Source organism: Scandinavium sp. M-37, assembly GCF_043558715.1.
Classification (GTDB): Bacteria; Pseudomonadota; Gammaproteobacteria; order Enterobacterales; family Enterobacteriaceae; genus Scandinavium; species Scandinavium vulneris_A.
In genome coordinates, this window is the sequence record NZ_JBIGIN010000003.1 from 140,636 (window position 1) to 158,365 (window position 17,730).

The 17,730-nt window shown below is 54.1% G+C and carries 15 protein-coding genes; 7 read left to right on the top strand and 8 right to left on the bottom strand.

What is annotated here, in order from left to right; translation table 11 throughout:
* Positions 1–50 precede the first annotated feature (50 nt).
* From ACG0Z5_RS03920 to cmoB, 3 genes are read left to right on the top strand one after another with little or no spacing between them, the layout of a single operon-like run.
* A complete protein-coding gene (locus ACG0Z5_RS03920) occupies positions 51–446 on the top strand; it encodes an MAPEG family protein (protein WP_319627835.1) in 396 nt (131 codons plus the stop codon).
* A gap of 38 nt (positions 447–484) precedes the next feature.
* On the top strand, positions 485–1,228 hold the full coding sequence (gene cmoA, locus ACG0Z5_RS03925) for a carboxy-S-adenosyl-L-methionine synthase CmoA (RefSeq protein WP_394445490.1): 744 nt from the start codon (positions 485–487) through the stop codon (positions 1,226–1,228).
* Positions 1,225–2,199, top strand: coding sequence for a tRNA 5-methoxyuridine(34)/uridine 5-oxyacetic acid(34) synthase CmoB (cmoB, locus tag ACG0Z5_RS03930; RefSeq protein ID WP_394445492.1), 975 nt, complete (start codon positions 1,225–1,227; stop codon positions 2,197–2,199). Before cmoA ends, cmoB begins: the two co-directional genes overlap by 4 nt.
* 229 nt (positions 2,200–2,428) lie before the next feature.
* On the opposite strand, the gene cutC is transcribed toward cmoB, so the two are convergent.
* Both cutC and ACG0Z5_RS03940 read right to left on the bottom strand, forming a co-directional pair.
* Complete coding sequence (gene cutC, locus ACG0Z5_RS03935; RefSeq protein ID WP_394445494.1) at positions 2,429–3,169, bottom strand: copper homeostasis protein CutC; 741 nt, start codon at positions 3,167–3,169, stop codon at positions 2,429–2,431.
* A gap of 65 nt (positions 3,170–3,234) precedes the next feature.
* Positions 3,235–3,807: a VOC family protein gene (locus ACG0Z5_RS03940; protein WP_394445496.1), complete on the bottom strand. Its 573-nt coding sequence runs from the start codon at positions 3,805–3,807 to the stop codon at positions 3,235–3,237.
* Between the two features lie 190 nt (positions 3,808–3,997).
* On the opposite strand from ACG0Z5_RS03940, the gene argS reads away from it, so the two are divergent.
* Positions 3,998–5,731 (top strand): arginine--tRNA ligase, encoded by a 1,734-nt coding sequence (argS, locus tag ACG0Z5_RS03945; protein WP_394445498.1) that lies wholly within the window; start codon positions 3,998–4,000, stop codon positions 5,729–5,731.
* 47 nt (positions 5,732–5,778) lie between these two features.
* Here the strand turns inward: argS and lpxA are convergent, their stop codons facing one another.
* From lpxA to flhB, 6 genes are all read right to left on the bottom strand, one after another.
* On the bottom strand, positions 5,779–6,570 hold the full coding sequence (gene lpxA / locus ACG0Z5_RS03950; protein ID WP_394445500.1) for an acyl-ACP--UDP-N-acetylglucosamine O-acyltransferase: 792 nt from the start codon (positions 6,568–6,570) through the stop codon (positions 5,779–5,781).
* Between the two features lie 122 nt (positions 6,571–6,692).
* Positions 6,693–7,832: a glycoside hydrolase family 105 protein gene (locus tag ACG0Z5_RS03955; RefSeq protein WP_394445502.1), complete on the bottom strand. Its 1,140-nt coding sequence runs from the start codon at positions 7,830–7,832 to the stop codon at positions 6,693–6,695.
* 1 nt (position 7,833) lies between these two features.
* Positions 7,834–9,420 (bottom strand): MFS transporter, encoded by a 1,587-nt coding sequence (locus tag ACG0Z5_RS03960; RefSeq protein WP_394445504.1) that lies wholly within the window; start codon positions 9,418–9,420, stop codon positions 7,834–7,836.
* Between the two features lie 249 nt (positions 9,421–9,669).
* Positions 9,670–10,062: a flagellar protein FlhE gene (locus ACG0Z5_RS03965; RefSeq protein ID WP_394445506.1), complete on the bottom strand. Its 393-nt coding sequence runs from the start codon at positions 10,060–10,062 to the stop codon at positions 9,670–9,672.
* Complete coding sequence (flhA, locus tag ACG0Z5_RS03970; protein ID WP_394445508.1) at positions 10,062–12,140, bottom strand: flagellar biosynthesis protein FlhA; 2,079 nt, start codon at positions 12,138–12,140, stop codon at positions 10,062–10,064. Before flhA ends, ACG0Z5_RS03965 begins: the two co-directional genes overlap by 1 nt.
* On the bottom strand, positions 12,133–13,287 hold the full coding sequence (flhB, locus tag ACG0Z5_RS03975; RefSeq protein ID WP_394445509.1) for a flagellar biosynthesis protein FlhB: 1,155 nt from the start codon (positions 13,285–13,287) through the stop codon (positions 12,133–12,135). Before flhB ends, flhA begins: the two co-directional genes overlap by 8 nt.
* Before the next feature lie 441 nt (positions 13,288–13,728).
* Here flhB and ACG0Z5_RS03980 point away from each other — a divergent pair, with 441 nt between their 5' ends.
* The 3 genes from ACG0Z5_RS03980 (at position 13,729) to ACG0Z5_RS03990 (ending at position 17,707) form a co-directional block, all read left to right on the top strand.
* The gene (locus tag ACG0Z5_RS03980; RefSeq protein ID WP_394445511.1) at positions 13,729–14,319 is read left to right on the top strand and encodes a fimbrial protein; all 591 of its coding nucleotides are present in this window, start codon (positions 13,729–13,731) and stop codon (positions 14,317–14,319) included.
* 131 nt (positions 14,320–14,450) lie between these two features.
* Positions 14,451–15,143, top strand: coding sequence for a molecular chaperone (locus ACG0Z5_RS03985; RefSeq protein ID WP_394445513.1), 693 nt, complete (start codon positions 14,451–14,453; stop codon positions 15,141–15,143).
* A gap of 8 nt (positions 15,144–15,151) precedes the next feature.
* Positions 15,152–17,707 carry a fimbria/pilus outer membrane usher protein gene (locus ACG0Z5_RS03990; RefSeq protein WP_394445515.1) on the top strand — a complete coding sequence of 852 codons (2,556 nt, stop codon included), beginning with the start codon at positions 15,152–15,154 and terminating at the stop codon, positions 17,705–17,707.
* Positions 17,708–17,730 lie beyond the last annotated feature (23 nt).

The window sequence follows — 17,730 nt, forward strand, 5'->3', positions numbered from 1 at the left end:
TGAGTGCTATTAGCGGGTCGATTCTCTGCATAATTCAAAATGGAGTTTGTATGGTTAGCGCGCTGTATGTCGTGCTGGGTGCATTGCTGTTAATTAAGTTTTCTTTCGATGTGGTTCGCCTGCGAATGCAGTACCGCGTGGCCTATGGCGACGGCGGGTTCAACGAACTTCAAAGCGCCATCCGTATTCACGGCAATGCGGTGGAGTACATCCCCATCGGTTTGCTACTGCTGCTGTTTATGGAGATGAACGGCGCGCAAACTTGGATGGTACACCTGTGTGGCCTGATGTTGATTGCCGGACGCCTGATGCACTACTACGGTTTTCACCATCGCCTGTTTAGCTGGCGTCGCTCGGCGATGAGCGCCACCTGGTGTTCGCTGGTGCTAATGGTGCTGGCAAACCTCTGGTATCTGCCCTGGGAGTTGGTTTTCTCCCTGCGTTAGCGCACAATACGCCGTTTTTTATTTTCTGGAATCACGTTATGCCCCATCGCGACACGCTTTTTTCTGCTCCGATCGCAAGCCTGGGCGACTGGACCTTTGATGAACGGGTAGCAGAAGTGTTCCCCGACATGATCCAGCGCTCGGTGCCTGGTTACTCCAATATCATTTCGATGATTGGCATGCTGGCGGAGCGCTTTGTGCTGCCTAACACTCAGGTGTATGACCTTGGGTGTTCGCTTGGCGCCGCTACCCTTTCCATTCGCCGTAATATCGTGCAGGAAGGTTGTAAAATCATCGGGGTGGACAACTCCCCGGCAATGGTTGAGCGCTGCCGTCGTCATATCGACGCCTACAAAGCGCCGACCCCGGTAGAAATCATTGAAGGTGATATCCGCGATATTCACATCGAGAACGCCTCAATGGTGGTGCTTAACTTCACGATGCAGTTTATCGAGCCGCCGGAACGTCAGGCATTGCTGGAAAAAATTCATCAGGGACTGAATCCTGGCGGTGCGCTGGTGCTGTCAGAAAAATTCAGCTTCGAAGATAACAAAGTCGGCGAACTGCTGTTCAACATGCACCACGACTTTAAGCGCGCTAACGGCTATAGCGAGCTGGAGATCAGCCAGAAGCGCAGCATGCTGGAAAACGTGATGCTTACCGATTCGGTCGAAACCCATAAAGCGCGTCTGCGTGCCGCCGGTTTTGCCCACAGTGAATTGTGGTTCCAGTGTTTCAACTTCGGCTCATTAGTCGCCCTGAAAGCCGGGGTGGACGAATGATCGAGTTTGGTAATTTTTATCAGCTGATTGCGAAAGATCCGCTGCTTTCCCGCTGGCTGGAAACGCTGCCAGCTCAAATTGGTGCCTGGCAGCGTGAAGCCCTGCACGGTCAGTTTAAACAGTGGTCGCGCGCGGTCGAATTCATGCCGGAACTGCAGCCGTGGAAGCTTGATCTGCTCCACAGTGTGACCGCTGAGAGCGAAGAACCGCTGGGCGAAGGCCCGACCACCCGCATCGACAAGCTGTTGCGTAACCTGATGCCGTGGCGCAAAGGGCCATTTTCGCTGTATGGCGTAAACATCGATACCGAGTGGCGCTCCGACTGGAAATGGGATCGTGTCCTGCCGCATCTGTCCGATTTGACCGGTCGTACCATTCTCGATGTCGGCTGCGGCAGTGGTTATCACATGTGGCGCATGATTGGTGCGGGCGCGAAGCTGGCGGTTGGCATAGACCCGACACAGCTGTTCCTGTGCCAATTTGAAGCGGTGCGCAAACTGCTCGGCAACGATCAGCGGGCGCATCTGCTGCCACTCGGCATAGAACAAATGCCGGTGCTCAACGCATTCGACACCGTGTTTTCGATGGGCGTGCTCTACCATCGCCGTTCACCGTTGGAACACCTCTGGCAGTTAAAAGATCAGTTGGTCAGCGAAGGCGAGTTAGTGCTGGAAACATTGGTGGTAGAAGGCGATGAGAACACGGTTCTGGTGCCAGGCGATCGCTATGCGCAAATGCGTAATGTGTACTTTATCCCGTCCGCTCCTGCCCTTAAGCAGTGGCTGGAAAAATGCGGGTTCGTTGACGTGCGCATTGTCGACATGAACGTGACCAGCACCGAAGAACAGCGCCGCACCGAGTGGATGACCACCGAATCGCTGGCCGAGTTCCTCGACCCGAACGACAGCAGTAAAACCATCGAAGGCTACCCTGCCCCACTGCGTGCAGTGATTATCGCAAAAAAACCGTAAGACCGTTGGTTACTCAGCACCGTTTCGCCTAAATATTTTGAGTTACAGTAAGGCGGCAACGCAGCGAATCCCCGGGAGCTTACACCAGTAAGTGACTGGGGTGAGCGAGGCAGCCAACACAGCTGTAGCTCAAAATATGACGGCGAAAAAAAGAGGCCCCTGTTTAAAAGGCAGGGGCCTGGTACAAATACGCATCACATTGGGCGATATGATGCACGGTAAAAATCACTTAACTGTAACGGTTAACGATCGCCTTCATCTCCGCTACCGATTCGCCATTCACGGCGTATCGTGAGTATTCATCTGCCGTCGGGTCAGTGGACATCGACAGACCCGGGTTTCGGTATTGCATCACCGACGGCACCCATTGTCCGGCAGAGCTGTGAAGCTCTTTTATCCCCGCATCAAGAAACAACGCCAGATTGTTCGCCCGCACGCCTGCACCGGCCATAATGATTGGAGCATCGCGGCGGCAAATTAGTTCCCGAAGAAGTGAAAGTCCTTTCTCCGCCGTTTGTTGCTGGCCGGAGGTAAGAATGCGCGCCACGCCAAGTTCAGCAAGGTTATCAAACGCCTGAAGGGGATCGGCGCACATATCAAATGCCCGATGGAAGGTCACTGCCAGCGAACCGGCCGCAGTCATCACCTGGCGCATCCGCGGCATATCAACTTTGCCGTCGGCGTCGAGGATACCGATGACTAGCCCCGGAAAGCCCAGCTCACGTACGGTGTGAACATCGTCGAGCATCGCCGCAAACTCGCCGTCGGTGTAACAAAAATCCCCACCGCGCGGGCGGATAATCGGATGCACCGGGATACTCACCTGCTGACGAGCAGATTTCAGCACACCAACGGAAGGCGTTAAGCCGCCTTCCAGCGGCGCGGCACACAACTCAATTCGGTCGGCACCTTTTTCCTGCGCTTCTCGCGCACATTCCATGCTGTAACAGCACACTTCCAGCAAAGCCATTACTTTCTCCTTTTCGTTCGGTGCAGCATGATGACACAGTCGTAAAAATCGAATCCCGGGCAAGCTCACATTGTTGTGTCGTCTGCTTCACTCGCCACAATTTCTTCAAGGGTCCAGGGATGGAATTTGATGGTCACTTTGCCATCCGTAACCGCGAGGGTCGGGTTTGGCAATCGTTCACGCTCGCCCTTTGGCGAACTGGTTTTGAAGAAAATACCCGGCTGGCTCAAACCGTCATCGGATAATAGCGCCAGCGCGCGGGCACTCAGCGTCTCCGTCTCGCCCGGCAGCACGATTTCAATATGTTCCCAGCCCTCGTGCGGGTAGCGTTTTTCACCCGGCCACGGTAATTCCACCACGCTGAACTGCCAGTGTGCGACGCTCACCGGTTCGCGCAGTTTGAACAGGCAAATGGGCCGCCCGTTGATGATGTTCTCGGAGAGCAACTCACCGCACTGCTCGAAGCCCTTGCGCCAGCGCTCTGCGGTGGCATTCTGATGGCAGCGCAGTGAAATATGGTCAGCATCAAGAGGGGCGATGTCCAGACCCAGGCGGTCAGCCAGTTCAGTTAACGCCTGCGTGAAACGCGGCAAATCTGCCACGATATCCTGTAATGCTTGGTTGGTTTTCCAGTTCACTTTTTCGCCCTCGGTCCTGTTTTTGCTGGCCGCTAATTTACCCTGTTGGCACGCCGCAACCAACTGCTGATTAACGCGCCGTTGCAGGGCTGACGACCCGGTGCAAATGCAGTATACTGGCTGGCTTAATTTGTTCTCATTTCGGCGTTGCCCTGGCAACCGCGCAGCGCCATTAACGTAAGGTATTCCGGTGAATATTCAGGCTCTTCTCTCAGAAAAAGTCAGTCAGGCACTGATTGCGGCAGGTGCTCCTGTCGATTGCGAACCGCAGGTTCGTCAGTCAGCAAAAGTACAGTTTGGTGACTATCAGGCCAACGGCGTGATGGCAGTTGCAAAAAAACTGGGCATGGCGCCGCGACAACTTGCAGAGCAGGTTCTGTCTCATCTGAGCCTCGACGGCATCGCGAATAAAGTCGAAATCGCCGGCCCAGGCTTTATCAACATCTTCCTCGATCCGGCGTTTCTGGCGCAGGGTGTGAACGATGCACTGAAATCTGACCGTCTCGGCGTGGCGCAACCTGAAGCGCAGACCGTGGTTGTCGACTACTCCGCGCCAAACGTCGCGAAAGAGATGCACGTCGGCCACCTGCGCTCCACCATTATCGGTGATGCCGCGGTGCGTACCCTGGAGTTCCTTGGTCATAACGTTATCCGGGCAAACCACGTCGGCGACTGGGGCACCCAGTTCGGGATGCTGATTGCCTATCTGGAAAAACAGCAGCAGGAAAACGCCGGGGAAATGGCGCTGGCTGACCTCGAAGGCTTCTATCGCCAGGCGAAGCAGCATTACGACGAAGACGAAGCCTTCGCCGAGCGGGCGCGCAGCTATGTGGTCAAACTGCAGGGCGGTGACGCGTACTTCCTGGAGATGTGGCGCAAGCTGGTCGACATCACCATGGCGCAGAACCAGATAACCTACAACCGTCTGAACGTGACCCTGACTCGCGACGATGTGATGGGTGAGAGCCTGTATAACCCGATGCTGCCGGGCATCGTGGCAGACCTGAAAGCCAAAGGTCTGGCGACTGAAAGCGAAGGCGCGACCGTGGTGTTCCTTGATGAGTACAAAAACAAGGAAGGCGACCCGATGGGCGTCATTATCCAGAAAAAGGATGGCGGCTATCTTTACACCACTACCGATATCGCCTGCGCGAAATACCGGTACGAAACCCTCCATGCTGACCGCGTGCTCTACTACATCGATTCCCGTCAGCATCAGCACCTGATGCAGGCGTGGACCATCGTGCGTAAAGCGGGATATGTGCCGGATTCCGTACCGCTGGAACATCACATGTTTGGCATGATGCTGGGTAAAGACGGCAAGCCGTTCAAAACCCGCGCCGGTGGCACCGTTAAACTGGCCGATCTGCTGGACGAAGCGCTGGAACGCGCCCGTCGCCTGGTGGCGGAAAAGAACCCAGATATGCCAGCGGACGAGCTGGAAAAACTGGCTAACACCGTCGGTATTGGCGCGGTGAAATACGCGGACCTCTCTAAAAACCGCACCACCGACTACGTCTTCGACTGGGACAACATGCTGGCGTTCGAAGGCAACACCGCGCCGTATATGCAGTATGCGTACACCCGCGTGCTGTCAGTGTTCCGTAAAGCCGACCTCGATGAGAACGCTATCGTTAACGCCCCGGTGGTGATTAACGAAGATCGTGAAGCCCAGTTGGCGGCACGTCTGCTGCAATTTGAAGAGACCCTGAACGTGGTCGCTCGGGAAGGAACGCCACATGTGATGTGTGCTTACCTGTATGACCTTGCAGGCCTGTTCTCTGGCTTCTACGAGCACTGCCCTATCCTCACCGCTGACAGTGAAGAGATTCGTAACAGCCGTCTGAAACTGGCGCTACTGACCTCGAAAACGCTTAAGCTGGGTCTGGATACGCTGGGTATTGAAACCGTAGAACGGATGTAATCGCAAACGGCTCGTCACGCCCGGTGGCGAGCCTTGTTTCAATCGAATTAGCGAACAATTCCCCGCCGCGAACGCGAAAAGAATCGCGCATAAAGCGCGGCCACAGGTAAATCACTTCCCCACATTTGTAACGCGCTTTTGACGTCATCAATGGCCAGCGCCTGATGGTATAAACGCTGATACAGTTCATGAATAAGATTCTGCTGCACTGCGTTAAGTGCCTGAAACACATTCGACTCTACATTAACGCCCATCGGTTTCGCATGATTGCCTCCGGCCATCACGAAGGGTGGCACATCCTGAACAACACCGGCCTGATCGAGGATCCGCGCACCACTGCCTAAAACACAGAACTGATGAATGGCACACATAAAGCCTACCTGCGCATCGTCATTAAGTTCAACGTGCCCAGCCAAACCGCTGTTATCGCCAATCCTTGTCCTGTTACCCACCACACAGTCGTGACCTATATGCACGCTACTGTGAAAGCGATTGTCATCGCCAACGATCGTCGAACTGAGTCCCTGCACCGTGCCGCGATGAATGGTGGCATTTTTACTGATATGATTGCGGTCGCCGATCACCAGCGTGGTGGGCTCGTTGGCGTATTTCAGGTCCTGATTGACGTCACCAATGGAAGAATACTGACCAAAGATATTGTCGCGGCCTATGGTCGTTAGGCCCGTAATCACCGAACAGGCCCCGACCTGGGTGCCTTCACCGATGACAACACCTGCGGAAATAACACAAAACGGGCCGATGCTGACGAACGCACCGATAACAGCCCCGGACTCCACCACACTGCTGGCAGCGATGCGGGACGTGGGCGAAATGGACAAGGGATTTTCCTGGTGGGGGGCAAGCGAGAGTACGGAGCATAATGAATTATGCGGGGCAATACTTCTTATTTTTAGAAGCTATCCACGAAGTGAGACCTGTCCTAGTGGACAGGTCTTTCGACTTACAGATAAATGCGCAGATATTCTCCGAGGCACAAAATCGCCATCGCCTGACCGTACGGCATTGAGGTCAGCGGGATCTGGCGGTAGAACTCCAGATTGCTGCCCATTCCAGTACCGAATGAGGTTTGCAGCAGCTCCCCTTCCGGCGAGATATTAGCCACAATACCGCGAATCGCTTTTTCCGCCACCTCAGCGTAGTCCGCTGACACATAGCGTTTGCGTACCGCTTTGAGAATGCCATAGGCAAACCCGGCGGTGGCCGACGCTTCCAGATAAGAGTGCGGATCGTCAAGCAAGGTGTGCCACAGGCCGCTGTCATCCTGACATTTCGCCAGCGCGGCGATTTGCGCATTCAGCACCTGCACCAGATAGCGACGCACGGCGTTGTTTTCCGGCAAATCCACCAGCTCGAGGAAATCAGGAATAACGATGGTCAACCAGCTGTTGCCGCGCGCCCAGCGGGCATTGGCAAAGTTGTGGTTGCCTTCGTAATTCCAGCCGTGGAACCACAGCCCGGTCTGGCGGTCCATCAGGTTTTGCACGTGCAGCAGGAACTGATAAACCGCTTCATCAACGTATTCAGGGCGATTGAGCAATTTACCAATTTTAGCCAGCGGCAGCACGGTCATCATCAGCGTGTCATCCCACATTTGCTGATGGTTTTCCTCCGCCAGAGTGATGTGCTGCATCCCGCCATGTTCCGTGCGCGGCATGTCATGCATCGCCCATTCCGCCCAGCTTTCCAGCCACGGCAAATACTGCGGGTTTTTCGTCTCTTCGTAACGGTACGCCAGAGTCAGGAACGGCGCCATGGTATTGACGTTTTTGGTGGTCGCCCCTTCGGCAAAGCGGTCAGCAAACCAGCTGTCGATGATGTCACGCATCTGCGCATCGCCGGTTTGCTGAAAATACTGATGAATGCCGTACAGCCCCACACCGTGCGTCCACTCCCAGCCCGCCCATCCTTTGGTGTCAATCACGCGCCCGTCGTCGAGGCGCAGCAGAAACTCACCGCTCTCATCCTTGATATTGACCATATTGTGCGTCACTTTCTGGATCAGCGCCTTCAGTTCGTCCCGGGCAATGAACCGTTCAGGTTGACACAGTAATGGGCTATGTTTGACAGGCCAGACTTTCATTTCACAAACCTCCGTTATACGTCGAATTCAGTGGTGCATCTTGCTTCAGCGACGGTGCCGCTGGCTTATTGCGATTCAGATAACCGATATTGTTGTTACCCCACAGCGTCTCAAATGGCATACCGGCCAGCATTTCAACGGTGGCTTTCGCCTCTGGGGTGGTGGCTTCGGCAAACGCATGTCCTGAGGCGCGCATTTTTGCGGTCTCTTCACGCAGGATGCTGTGAGTGTGCAGATTGAGCTTGAAGCGCAGCGAAACCAGGAACCCACAGGCCAATACCAAAATGGTGCCCACGCTGAGAATAAGCAGAATGGTATGGCTGACTTCCGGCGGCTGAACTTTCTGCCCGGAGACAAAGCCGGACATCTGCATGATTATCCCGACCAGCATTACCGCACCAGCCTGAGAGGCTTTGCGGGTCAGGGTCATGATCCCGGCGAAAATCCCTTCCCGGCGCTGTCCAGTAATGACTTCATCCACATCAGCAATGTAGGTATAGGTATTCCACGGCACATAGTTGATACCGCCGCGTCCAAGCCCTGCCACCGCAGAGAGCAACAACATCAGGCTCCAGATATCGCTTAAGCCCGCGTAGTACAGGACGGCATAGGATATTGAACTCAGACCAAACAGCACCACTACGATCCGGTATGACGGCGCAGGTCCAAAGCGAATGCACAACGGCATCATCGCGATCACGGCGATGAACTGGAATATCGCCATAGTGCCCATCAGGTTGGAGGCGTAAGACGCCTCCTGCATCAGCACGAACACCACGTAATAGGTGAACACCGCGTTGAATACGTCCTGAGCAATATAGCCCCCGAGGTACATACCTAAATGCTGGCGGAAAATCTTGATCCGCAGCGTCGAGCTGAGCTCGATAATCAGGCGATTAAGGCTTTGCCCCAGCGTCAGCTGTTTCTTCTCTTCCTCTGCACGCAGCGCCGCTTCGCTCCAGTTTTCACGCGGACGTTCCCAGGTGAAGAACCAGACAAAGGTCAGCATCAGTGCACACAGGACCGAGAACACCAGACTTGCGTAGAAGAAGGAGACCGCGTTGTCCTTGCCGAAATGGGTCAGCAATACCCCAGGCAGGAACGATGCCAGAATCGCCGACATCTGCGCCATCGCGATACGCGCCCCGGAGAATTTGGTTTTCTGTTTGAAATCGTCGGTCATTTCCGGGACCAGCGTTTCGTACGGCACCAGAATCATGGTGTAGACGATATCAAACAGCAGATAGGTCAACAGGTAATACCAGAATCCCATATCCCCTACCCACATGAAGGAGTAGCTGAACACGCAGGGGATCCCGAGCATGATGAAGAATTTCCGTCGGCCAAAGCGTTTGCCAAGCCAGGTCGAACCGAAGTTGTCCGTCAGGAAGCCCATTAGCGGGCTGACAACGGCATCAGCCACCCTCGCCGCAGCGAAGATAAAGGTGGCTTCAATAGGCGAAAGCCCACAGAAGGTTGTGTAAAAGTATAAAAGCCATGCGGCAGTCAACGCGGTCGTACCTGCGCCGAGAAAATCCCCCGAGCCGTAGGCAAGATAATTTGCTAAGCCGATTTTACGTGTTTTCATATTCCGTAAATCCCGTGTTTTATCAGGAAAAACCTGCCCCAGTAGTGCTGAGGATGTCCTTACACGGCTACAGTAGAGCGATGCCAACGGGTAAACCTTTTCGTTTTTGCCAGTTGTGCTCCCGGAATGGCAAAAATGCAAAGACTCAGAGTACGTGCTTCACTGATTTATAAAACAACGTTTTGATTGATTCAAAAGATGAGGTCAAAATTGCGACCCTGCCAGCAGAAAACCAGCAGGGGAAGGATGTTAGCGGTAGTTGACGATAACCTGATTACTCTGCACGTTGAGCGCCGGGATCAGACGCCCGCCGCCCGGCACTTCCCAGACAAAACGCAACGGCTCTGAGGCGGGGATATTCTGTAATCCCCATGTATTGCCGCTCTGTCCATCCAGTTCCACACAGCGGGTTTGCGAGCACAGGCGCACCCGTAGACCGGCAGGCGTCGGGCCAATCAACGTGTAACGCCAGGCAATCATCGTCACCCGTCCGCTGGCCGGTTGGGACGACACCAGCGGCGGAGAGGACATCGATTCTCCCCGATGGCTGAGCATCACGCCCCGGCTGCTGGCCTGCCAGGCGCCCTCCCCTGCGGCATGAACACCCAGAGGCAACAGCATCACCAGTAATAGACGGCGCATTACTTGCCTCCAATCGTGGCGGTCATCCGAATCTGGCGATTGTCGGACAGTTCAAGATTCGACAGCACGACCAGCTGTGGCAGATTACGGCGCAGGAAGCGTGACAGCAGCGGGCGTAGCGCATGGTTCACCAGCAGCACCGGTGGTGCGCCGAGCATTTCCTGACGTGCCAAGGCCTCCTGGGTTTGCGCCAGAAGTCGGTCGGCCAGCCCCGGCTCCAGACCGCCGCCGTTTTGTAACGCCTGAAGCAGTAAACGTTCCAGCGGAGTATCCAGACCAATCACCTGCACTTCACCGTTGCCCGGGAACCATTGCTGCGTGATCGCCCGGCCCAGCGCCACCCGCACCACGTTGGTGAGCTCATGCGGATCGGTTTGTACCGGGGCATGTTCCGCCAGGGTTTCCAGAATAGTGCGCATATCGCGGATAGGCACTTTTTCATCCAGCAGATTTTGCAGTACTTTGTGCAGCGTGGTCAGATTCACCACTCCCGGCACCAGATCTTCGGTCAGCTTCGGCATCTCCTGAGTCACGCGGTCAAGCAGCTGCTGCGCCTCCTGACGTCCAAACAGCTCCGCAGAATGCAGGCTAATCAGATGATTAAGATGCGTGGCGACCACGGTACTCGCTTCAACCACGGTAAAGCCCTGAATTTGGGCCTGCTCTTTCAGCGCACTTTCAATCCAGATAGCGGCCAGGCCAAACGCCGGATCGACCGTTGGCTCACCCGGCAGCGTACCCGCTGCGGTGCCAGGGTTTATCGCCAGCCAGCGCCCCGGATAGGCATCTCCGCTGCCGATATCTACGCCTTTAAGCAGGATGCGATAGCGTGCGGGCGGTAAATCCATGTTGTCGCGGATGTGTACCACTGGCGGCAGGAAGCCCATCTCCTGGGCAAATTTCTTGCGGATGGAGCGGATGCGCCCTAACAGCTCACCATCTTGCTGAGAATCCACCATCGGGATCAGGCGATAGCCAACCTCCATGCCCAACGTATCTTCAAGCTGTACATCGTTCCAGGTGGCTTCTATGGCCTGGGGATTTTCCTGGGTGCGCACCGGCGCGGCTTCTGCTGGTGCCTGTTGCTCACGGCCGCGCAGCCACCAGGCCAGGCCCAGCAATGCGGCGGTAAACAGCAGGAACACGAAGTTCGGCATTCCCGGCACCAGGCCCAGTAGGCCAAGCACCGCCGCGCTAAGCATCATCACCCGAGGGTTGCTGAACAGCTGGCCGACCATCTGCTCGCCAACGTCCTGATCGGTGGCCACACGGGTCACAATCACGCCCGCCGCGGTTGAAATCACCAGGGCGGGGATCTGTGCCACCAGACCATCACCGATGGTCAGCAAGGTGTAGGATTCGGCGGCTTTATCGAGCGACAACCCGTGTTGCAGCACGCCCACCAACAGACCGCCAATGACGTTAATCACCATGATCAGAATACCGGCCACGGCATCACCGCGAACGAACTTACTCGCACCGTCCATAGAGCCGTAGAAATCAGCTTCCTGAGTGACCTCCGAGCGGCGGCGTTTGGCATCTTCTTCACCAATCAACCCAGCGTTGAGGTCAGCGTCGATTGCCATTTGTTTACCAGGCATCCCGTCGAGCACAAAACGCGCGCCCACTTCGGCGATACGTCCGGCACCTTTGGTGATAACCATGAAGTTGATGATAACGAGGATGATAAACACCACGATACCGATGGCAAAATTGCCGCCTACCAGGAAGTGACCAAAGGCCTCAACCACTTTCCCCGCCGCCGCGCCGCCAGTATGCCCTTCCATTAAGATAATGCGGGTTGATGCCACGTTCAGCGCCAGGCGCAGCAGCGTCGTGAACAGTAGAATGGTCGGGAAGGCGGCGAATTCCAGGGTACGTTGGGTGAACATCGCCACCAGCAATACCATGATTGACAGCGCGATATTAAAGGTAAACAGCAGATCGAGGACGAAGGCCGGCAATGGCAGGACCATCATCGACAGAATAAGCAGGATAAGCACTGGCCCGGCAAGCACCTGCCACTGGGTCGATTTAAAGTTTACAGGTAGACGCAGCATTGCGACTAAATTAGCCATCGGTGTCATTCTCGTTCAAAAAATCCAGTGCTTCAGGCACCGGCAAATTATCAGGTTTCTTCGGTGGCGTGCCGCCCGCCAGGCGCCAGCGTTTAAGCTGCCAGACCCAGGCCAGCACTTCAGCCACGGCCGCGTACAGCGTGCCGGGGATCTGTTGACCAATTTCAGCATGACGATACAGCGCACGTGCCAGCGGCGGTGCCTGCAAAACCGGGATACGGTTTTCTTCACCCAGTTCACGGATACGCAGCGCCACGAGGCCGGCGCCCTTCGCCACTACCTTTGGCGCACTCATTTTGTTTTCTTCATACTTTAACGCGACCGCGTAATGCGTTGGGTTAGTCACAATGACATCGGCTTTCGGTACATCGGCCATCATTCGACGACGCGCAGCGGCACGTTGCATCTGACGAATACGCCCTTTCACGTGCGGATCGCCTTCGCTTTGCTTGAATTCATCCCGTATATCCTGGCGGGACATACGCAGTTTTTTGATGTGGCTGTAAATCTGGAAGAAGACATCGAAACCGACCATCGGAATGACGCCCAGTGCGACCAGTAAAGCGCACAGCCCAACCAAATTGAGGGCGTTGCCCATCGCGGTCATCGGTGATTCACTGATCAACCGCATCATGTCCGGCCAGTGTACCCAGACAAATATCCCGGCCACGCAGCCGACCAGTACTGATTTGAGGACCGCCTTCACCAGTTCCGCCGCCGACTGCGCGGAGAACATGCGCCCAATCCCCGGTAACGGGTTGAGCTTGTCAAATTTAAAGGCCAGCGATTTCGGGCTGAACACCAGCCCACCCAGCATCACCGGGCCAAGAATCGCCACCGCCACCACCCCGACAATCAGCGGCAGCAGTGCCAGCATGGCCTGTTTGATGAGCAGGATGATTTGCCCGAGGATAAGGTTTGGGTCGTTGACAATACTGTGGTCGAAATGCAGCCCGGACGACAATAAACTCGCCAGCCGACGTGCCAGCGATTCGCCGCCAAACCACAGCACACACACGCCAACCAGTAAAATCAGGAACGACGTCAGCTCGCGCGATCGCGGGATCTGCCCGTCTTCTCGCGCTTTTTCGAGTCGTTGGGGTGTGGGGGCTTCTGTTTTGTCGTCGTTATCGCTTTCGTCTGCCACGTTGCCTGCCCGGGTACGGTGAGTGCTGCCATCATGCCAGAGCCCCCATCAACCAATGGCTGGAAAAGCCGCTCGATTCGCAGCTTTTTAGGCGGTTTGCCTTTGTTCAAGGCTCTTTATGCGGTTTGTCTTTTTTCGGACTTTTTATCACCAAAAATGAAGAAGATAATATTTTCCGCGGAGCAATAACTTAACAGTTAATATATTTTGGGAGTGGTTTTCATTTACAATTTATTTAACCCCCCCTTTTTTAATGTTGAAAAAACACCCAATCATTCATTAAATAAATTACCCGTATGTAATTAATATTGCATTTCGCATTCAACAACAAGCCATTAAGTTTATTTAATAGTGTTATTTAGTGTGCAAAATAAAGTTCTCGACCTATACTGGCGGCGGTTTATCTATATGCCTTATGATTTTTCGTACAAAAGGATTTCTATGAATATGATATCTAAATCAGCGATAGTATTATCCTCATTATTAGCGCTGAGCAGCCATAACCTCTATGCCGCAGAAGAGAATGCGGGCATCATCCATTTTACGGGCGAAATCATTGAGCCAAGCTGCGAGATTGAAGGCGACAACGGCAGCGATAGCACCGTTCGTTTAGGAACGTATACAACCTCTCTTTTCAAAGCTCCCGGAGATGAATCAGAGCTTGTCCCGTTCACAATCAAACTTGCCCACTGTCCTTTATCCAGCGATGGCCTGGCAAACGTTCATCTTTCTTTTACCGGCGCCACAGCACTCACCGGGTCTTCCTCTCTGCTTGATGTCAGTGCCATCACCACGGCTGGTGATACAGCCGCAACGGGTGTAGGGATCGCTGTCGATTGGGTTGATGAGGAAGGGTCATCTGGTATTGATTTGGCATTTGATGGCAGTGATGAGCAGGTCGAAATTGATCTGCCATCGGTGATCACCGATGTTATGACGGCAAAATTTAATGCTCGTTATAAAGCTTTCGCCACACCCGTTACCGCAGGGCCGGCAGATGCCGATATGACGGTCAATATTGTATATCGCTGATATCTATATTTCGCAGACATAGCATCAATACGATCTATAAATAAACGAAATATCCATATGATAAACCAGGCTACACCTGGTTTATTTTTCATTATGTCAATTACTATCGATTTATCAGAGGAAACCCTAACATGCGTATTTTTGTACCCGGTGCGATGTGCGTTTCACTCTTATTTCTGTCAGTCAGCCATGCGGCAGGCATTCAGGTAGGACGAACCCGCATTATTTATAATGCAGATAAAAAGGAAGTCGCGCTCCCACTGATTAATCAAGAAAAAGAACTCCCTTGGCTGATTCAGACGTGGACAGACACCGGCGATGGTAAAACGCGTGGCCCGTTTATTGTGACGCCTCCGTTGTTCAGACTCGATCCACAAAAAGAACAAAGTCTGCGTATTGCCTGGTCTGGAGCCACGCTTCCCATCGACAGAGAATCGCTGTTCTGGATAAACATTCGCACAATTCCCGCCGTCGCCAAAGAAGATGATGACAAAAATGTCCTGCGTCTTATCTACAAGACCCGTATGAAGATGTTCTGGCGACCGAAGGGATTAACAGGAACAACCACTGAAACCTGCCAAAAATTGCGGTTTAGCCGTCAGGGTACAGCCCTGCAGGTCACCAATAATGGCAACTTCTACAGCATCTTCGATAACGTGCATCTCGATAGCGTGGCGGTAAAAAAAGCCGATATGGTCGCACCTAAAAGCAGTGTACTTATTCCGTTACCAACGTCAGCCAACGGGCAAAATGTGAGCTGGCGCTGCATTACCGATTACGGTAATGCCGGTGAAAAATACTCCTCCGCACTGAATGAAGGATAACGAAAGGTATGATGGACATACGCTATCCTTTACCTCTTAAGGTGCCCGTAGCGCTTTCCCCCCTGAGCTGTCTCATTGCGGGAGTGTTTCTTTTACCTGCGTTCGACGTCATCGCCCGCGACTACTATTTTTCGCCCTCTTCACTGGAAGGGGATGGGCCGTCACAGCCGGACATTGACCTTTCCTTGTTTTCAAAGAGCAATGTGCAGCTGCCGGGGACTTACTCCTCCATTATTATGCTGAATCAGCAAAAACTGGAAGAGACCCGCATCAGCTACATTAGTGGTCCAGATGGCGTATTGGTCCCAGAACTTACACCAGACCTGCTGCGAAAATGGGGGATCAGGGTCGACGCATTTCCGAGCCTTGTACAACAACCGGGCAATACGCCTTTAACCTCCTCACTGGGTGAGGCGATTCCCGACGCCTCGGCCAGTTTCGATTTTAACAGCATGACGTTGCAGATCAGTATGCCGCAGGCTGCCATCGACACCTTAGCCCGCGATACCATAGATCCTTCTCGTTGGGATGATGGCGTACCCACCGCCTTTGCTGATTACTCTTTTTCAGGCTCGCAGCAAACCGAGAGCGATGATAGTACCGAAAACAACCAGTACCTGAACCTGCGCAGCGGCGCAAACCTCGGTGGCTGGCGCTTACGCAATTACTCCACCTGGAGTAAAACCACAGACTCAAATACGTGGCAGACCATTAATACCTGGATTGCGCACGATATCGATATCCTCAAGGCGCAGTTTACCGCCGGGGAAAGCAGCACCCGAGGTGATGTTTTTGACAGCGTTCAGTACAAAGGGGTGAATCTGGCTACTGACGAAGAGATGCTCCCCTACAGCCAGCGTGGTTTTGCCCCCATTATTCGCGGGATGGCAACCAGTAACGCCGAGATTTCAATTCGACAGAATGGTTACCTCATTTACCAGGCCAACGTCGCACCCGGGGCTTTTGAGATTAAAGATCTGTACTCGACCACCAACAGCGGCGATCTGGAAGTGACTATCAAAGAGGCCGATGGCACCGAGCATAAATTTACACAGCCTTATTCCAGCCTTGGGCTTATGCTGCGCCCTGGCCAGATGAAATATGAAGCTACCGTCGCCCGTTATCGTGCAGATGGCGACACCAACGCTAACGAGCCGCTGTTCGCCCAGGGCAGTATCGTCTACGGGCTGAACAACGTTGCTACGCTGTACGGGGGCATCACCACCTCGGAGGACTACCTCGCCGCCAACGTGGGCAGCGGGATAGCCTTAGGGACTCTGGGCTCAATTTCTGCAGATATCACCGTGGCGCGCGCCCGTCTGGATAACGACGAAAGCAGTACCGGCAAATCCCTGCGTCTCCAATACACCGGGAAAATCGACAGTACCGATACCAACTTCAGTCTCGCGGGCTATCGCTACTCATCCGAGGGCTATTACAGCTTTGCCGACGCGAACCAACGCTATGATGCCGACGAAGACGACTGGCAGTTCCGCTACAACAAGCACAACCGCTGGCAGGTCAGCATTAGCCAGAATGTGCTGGGCAGCAGCCTCTATTTAAGCGGCTATCAGCAGGATTACTGGGACACCAGGCAGAAAGAACGCAGCCTGTCGGCAGGCATCAACCGCACAATTAATGGCGCAAGCTATCACTTGTCTTACTCGTACAGCAAAATGGACGACAGTGACAGTGACCAGATGCTCTCTTTCGGCGTCAGCATACCACTCAGTCGGTGGCTGCCGAATAGTTGGGCCAGCTACAACATTAGCAATAGTAAAAATGGCGACACCCGCCAGAACCTGGGCTTAAACGGCACGCTGCTGGACGATCAACGGCTGAGCTATTCCTTACAACAGAGCCGCAGCAATCATGATGGTGACACCAGTAGTAGCGTTTACGCTAGCTACCGGTCGCAGTATGCCAATTTCAATACGGGCTATTACACCTCTTCTGACGATTCCCAACAGCTCAGCTACGGCGCGAGTGGTGCTATTGTCGCACACCCGCACGGTATAACCCTATCGCAGCCGCTGGGGGATACGTTTGCCATTATCAATGCCAAAGGAGCCTCGGGCATTCGCTTCCAGAATGAACGCGGGATCACGACTGACGTATTTGGCAACGCTATTATCCCGTCACTCAGCCCGTATCAAGTCAACAATATTCGGGTGGACACCACCAGCTTGCCAGAGGATGTCGATCCGGTAGACACCGCCATTACAGCGATCCCGAGTCGCAGTGCGGCGGTTGCCGCCACTCTGGAGACGCATATTGGTTATCGGGTATTGATCAACCTCGTACGCGCAGGAAACCGCCCGGTACCATTTGGGGCGATTGCCAGTGATGACATCACGGGTGTGACCGGTATTGTTGATGACACCAGCACGCTTTATCTCTCAGGCATGGGAGAAAACAGCCGGTTGACCATTAAATGGGGAGGCACACCTGAACAACAGTGCGCCATACGTATAAACGTTGATGCGGCCGATGTGCCCACTAATCCAACAGGCATCCGTACGCTCAATGCCTTATGTCAGCAGGTCGAAAATCATGTTAAATAAATCCGCTCTTTCCTGTCTTTTTG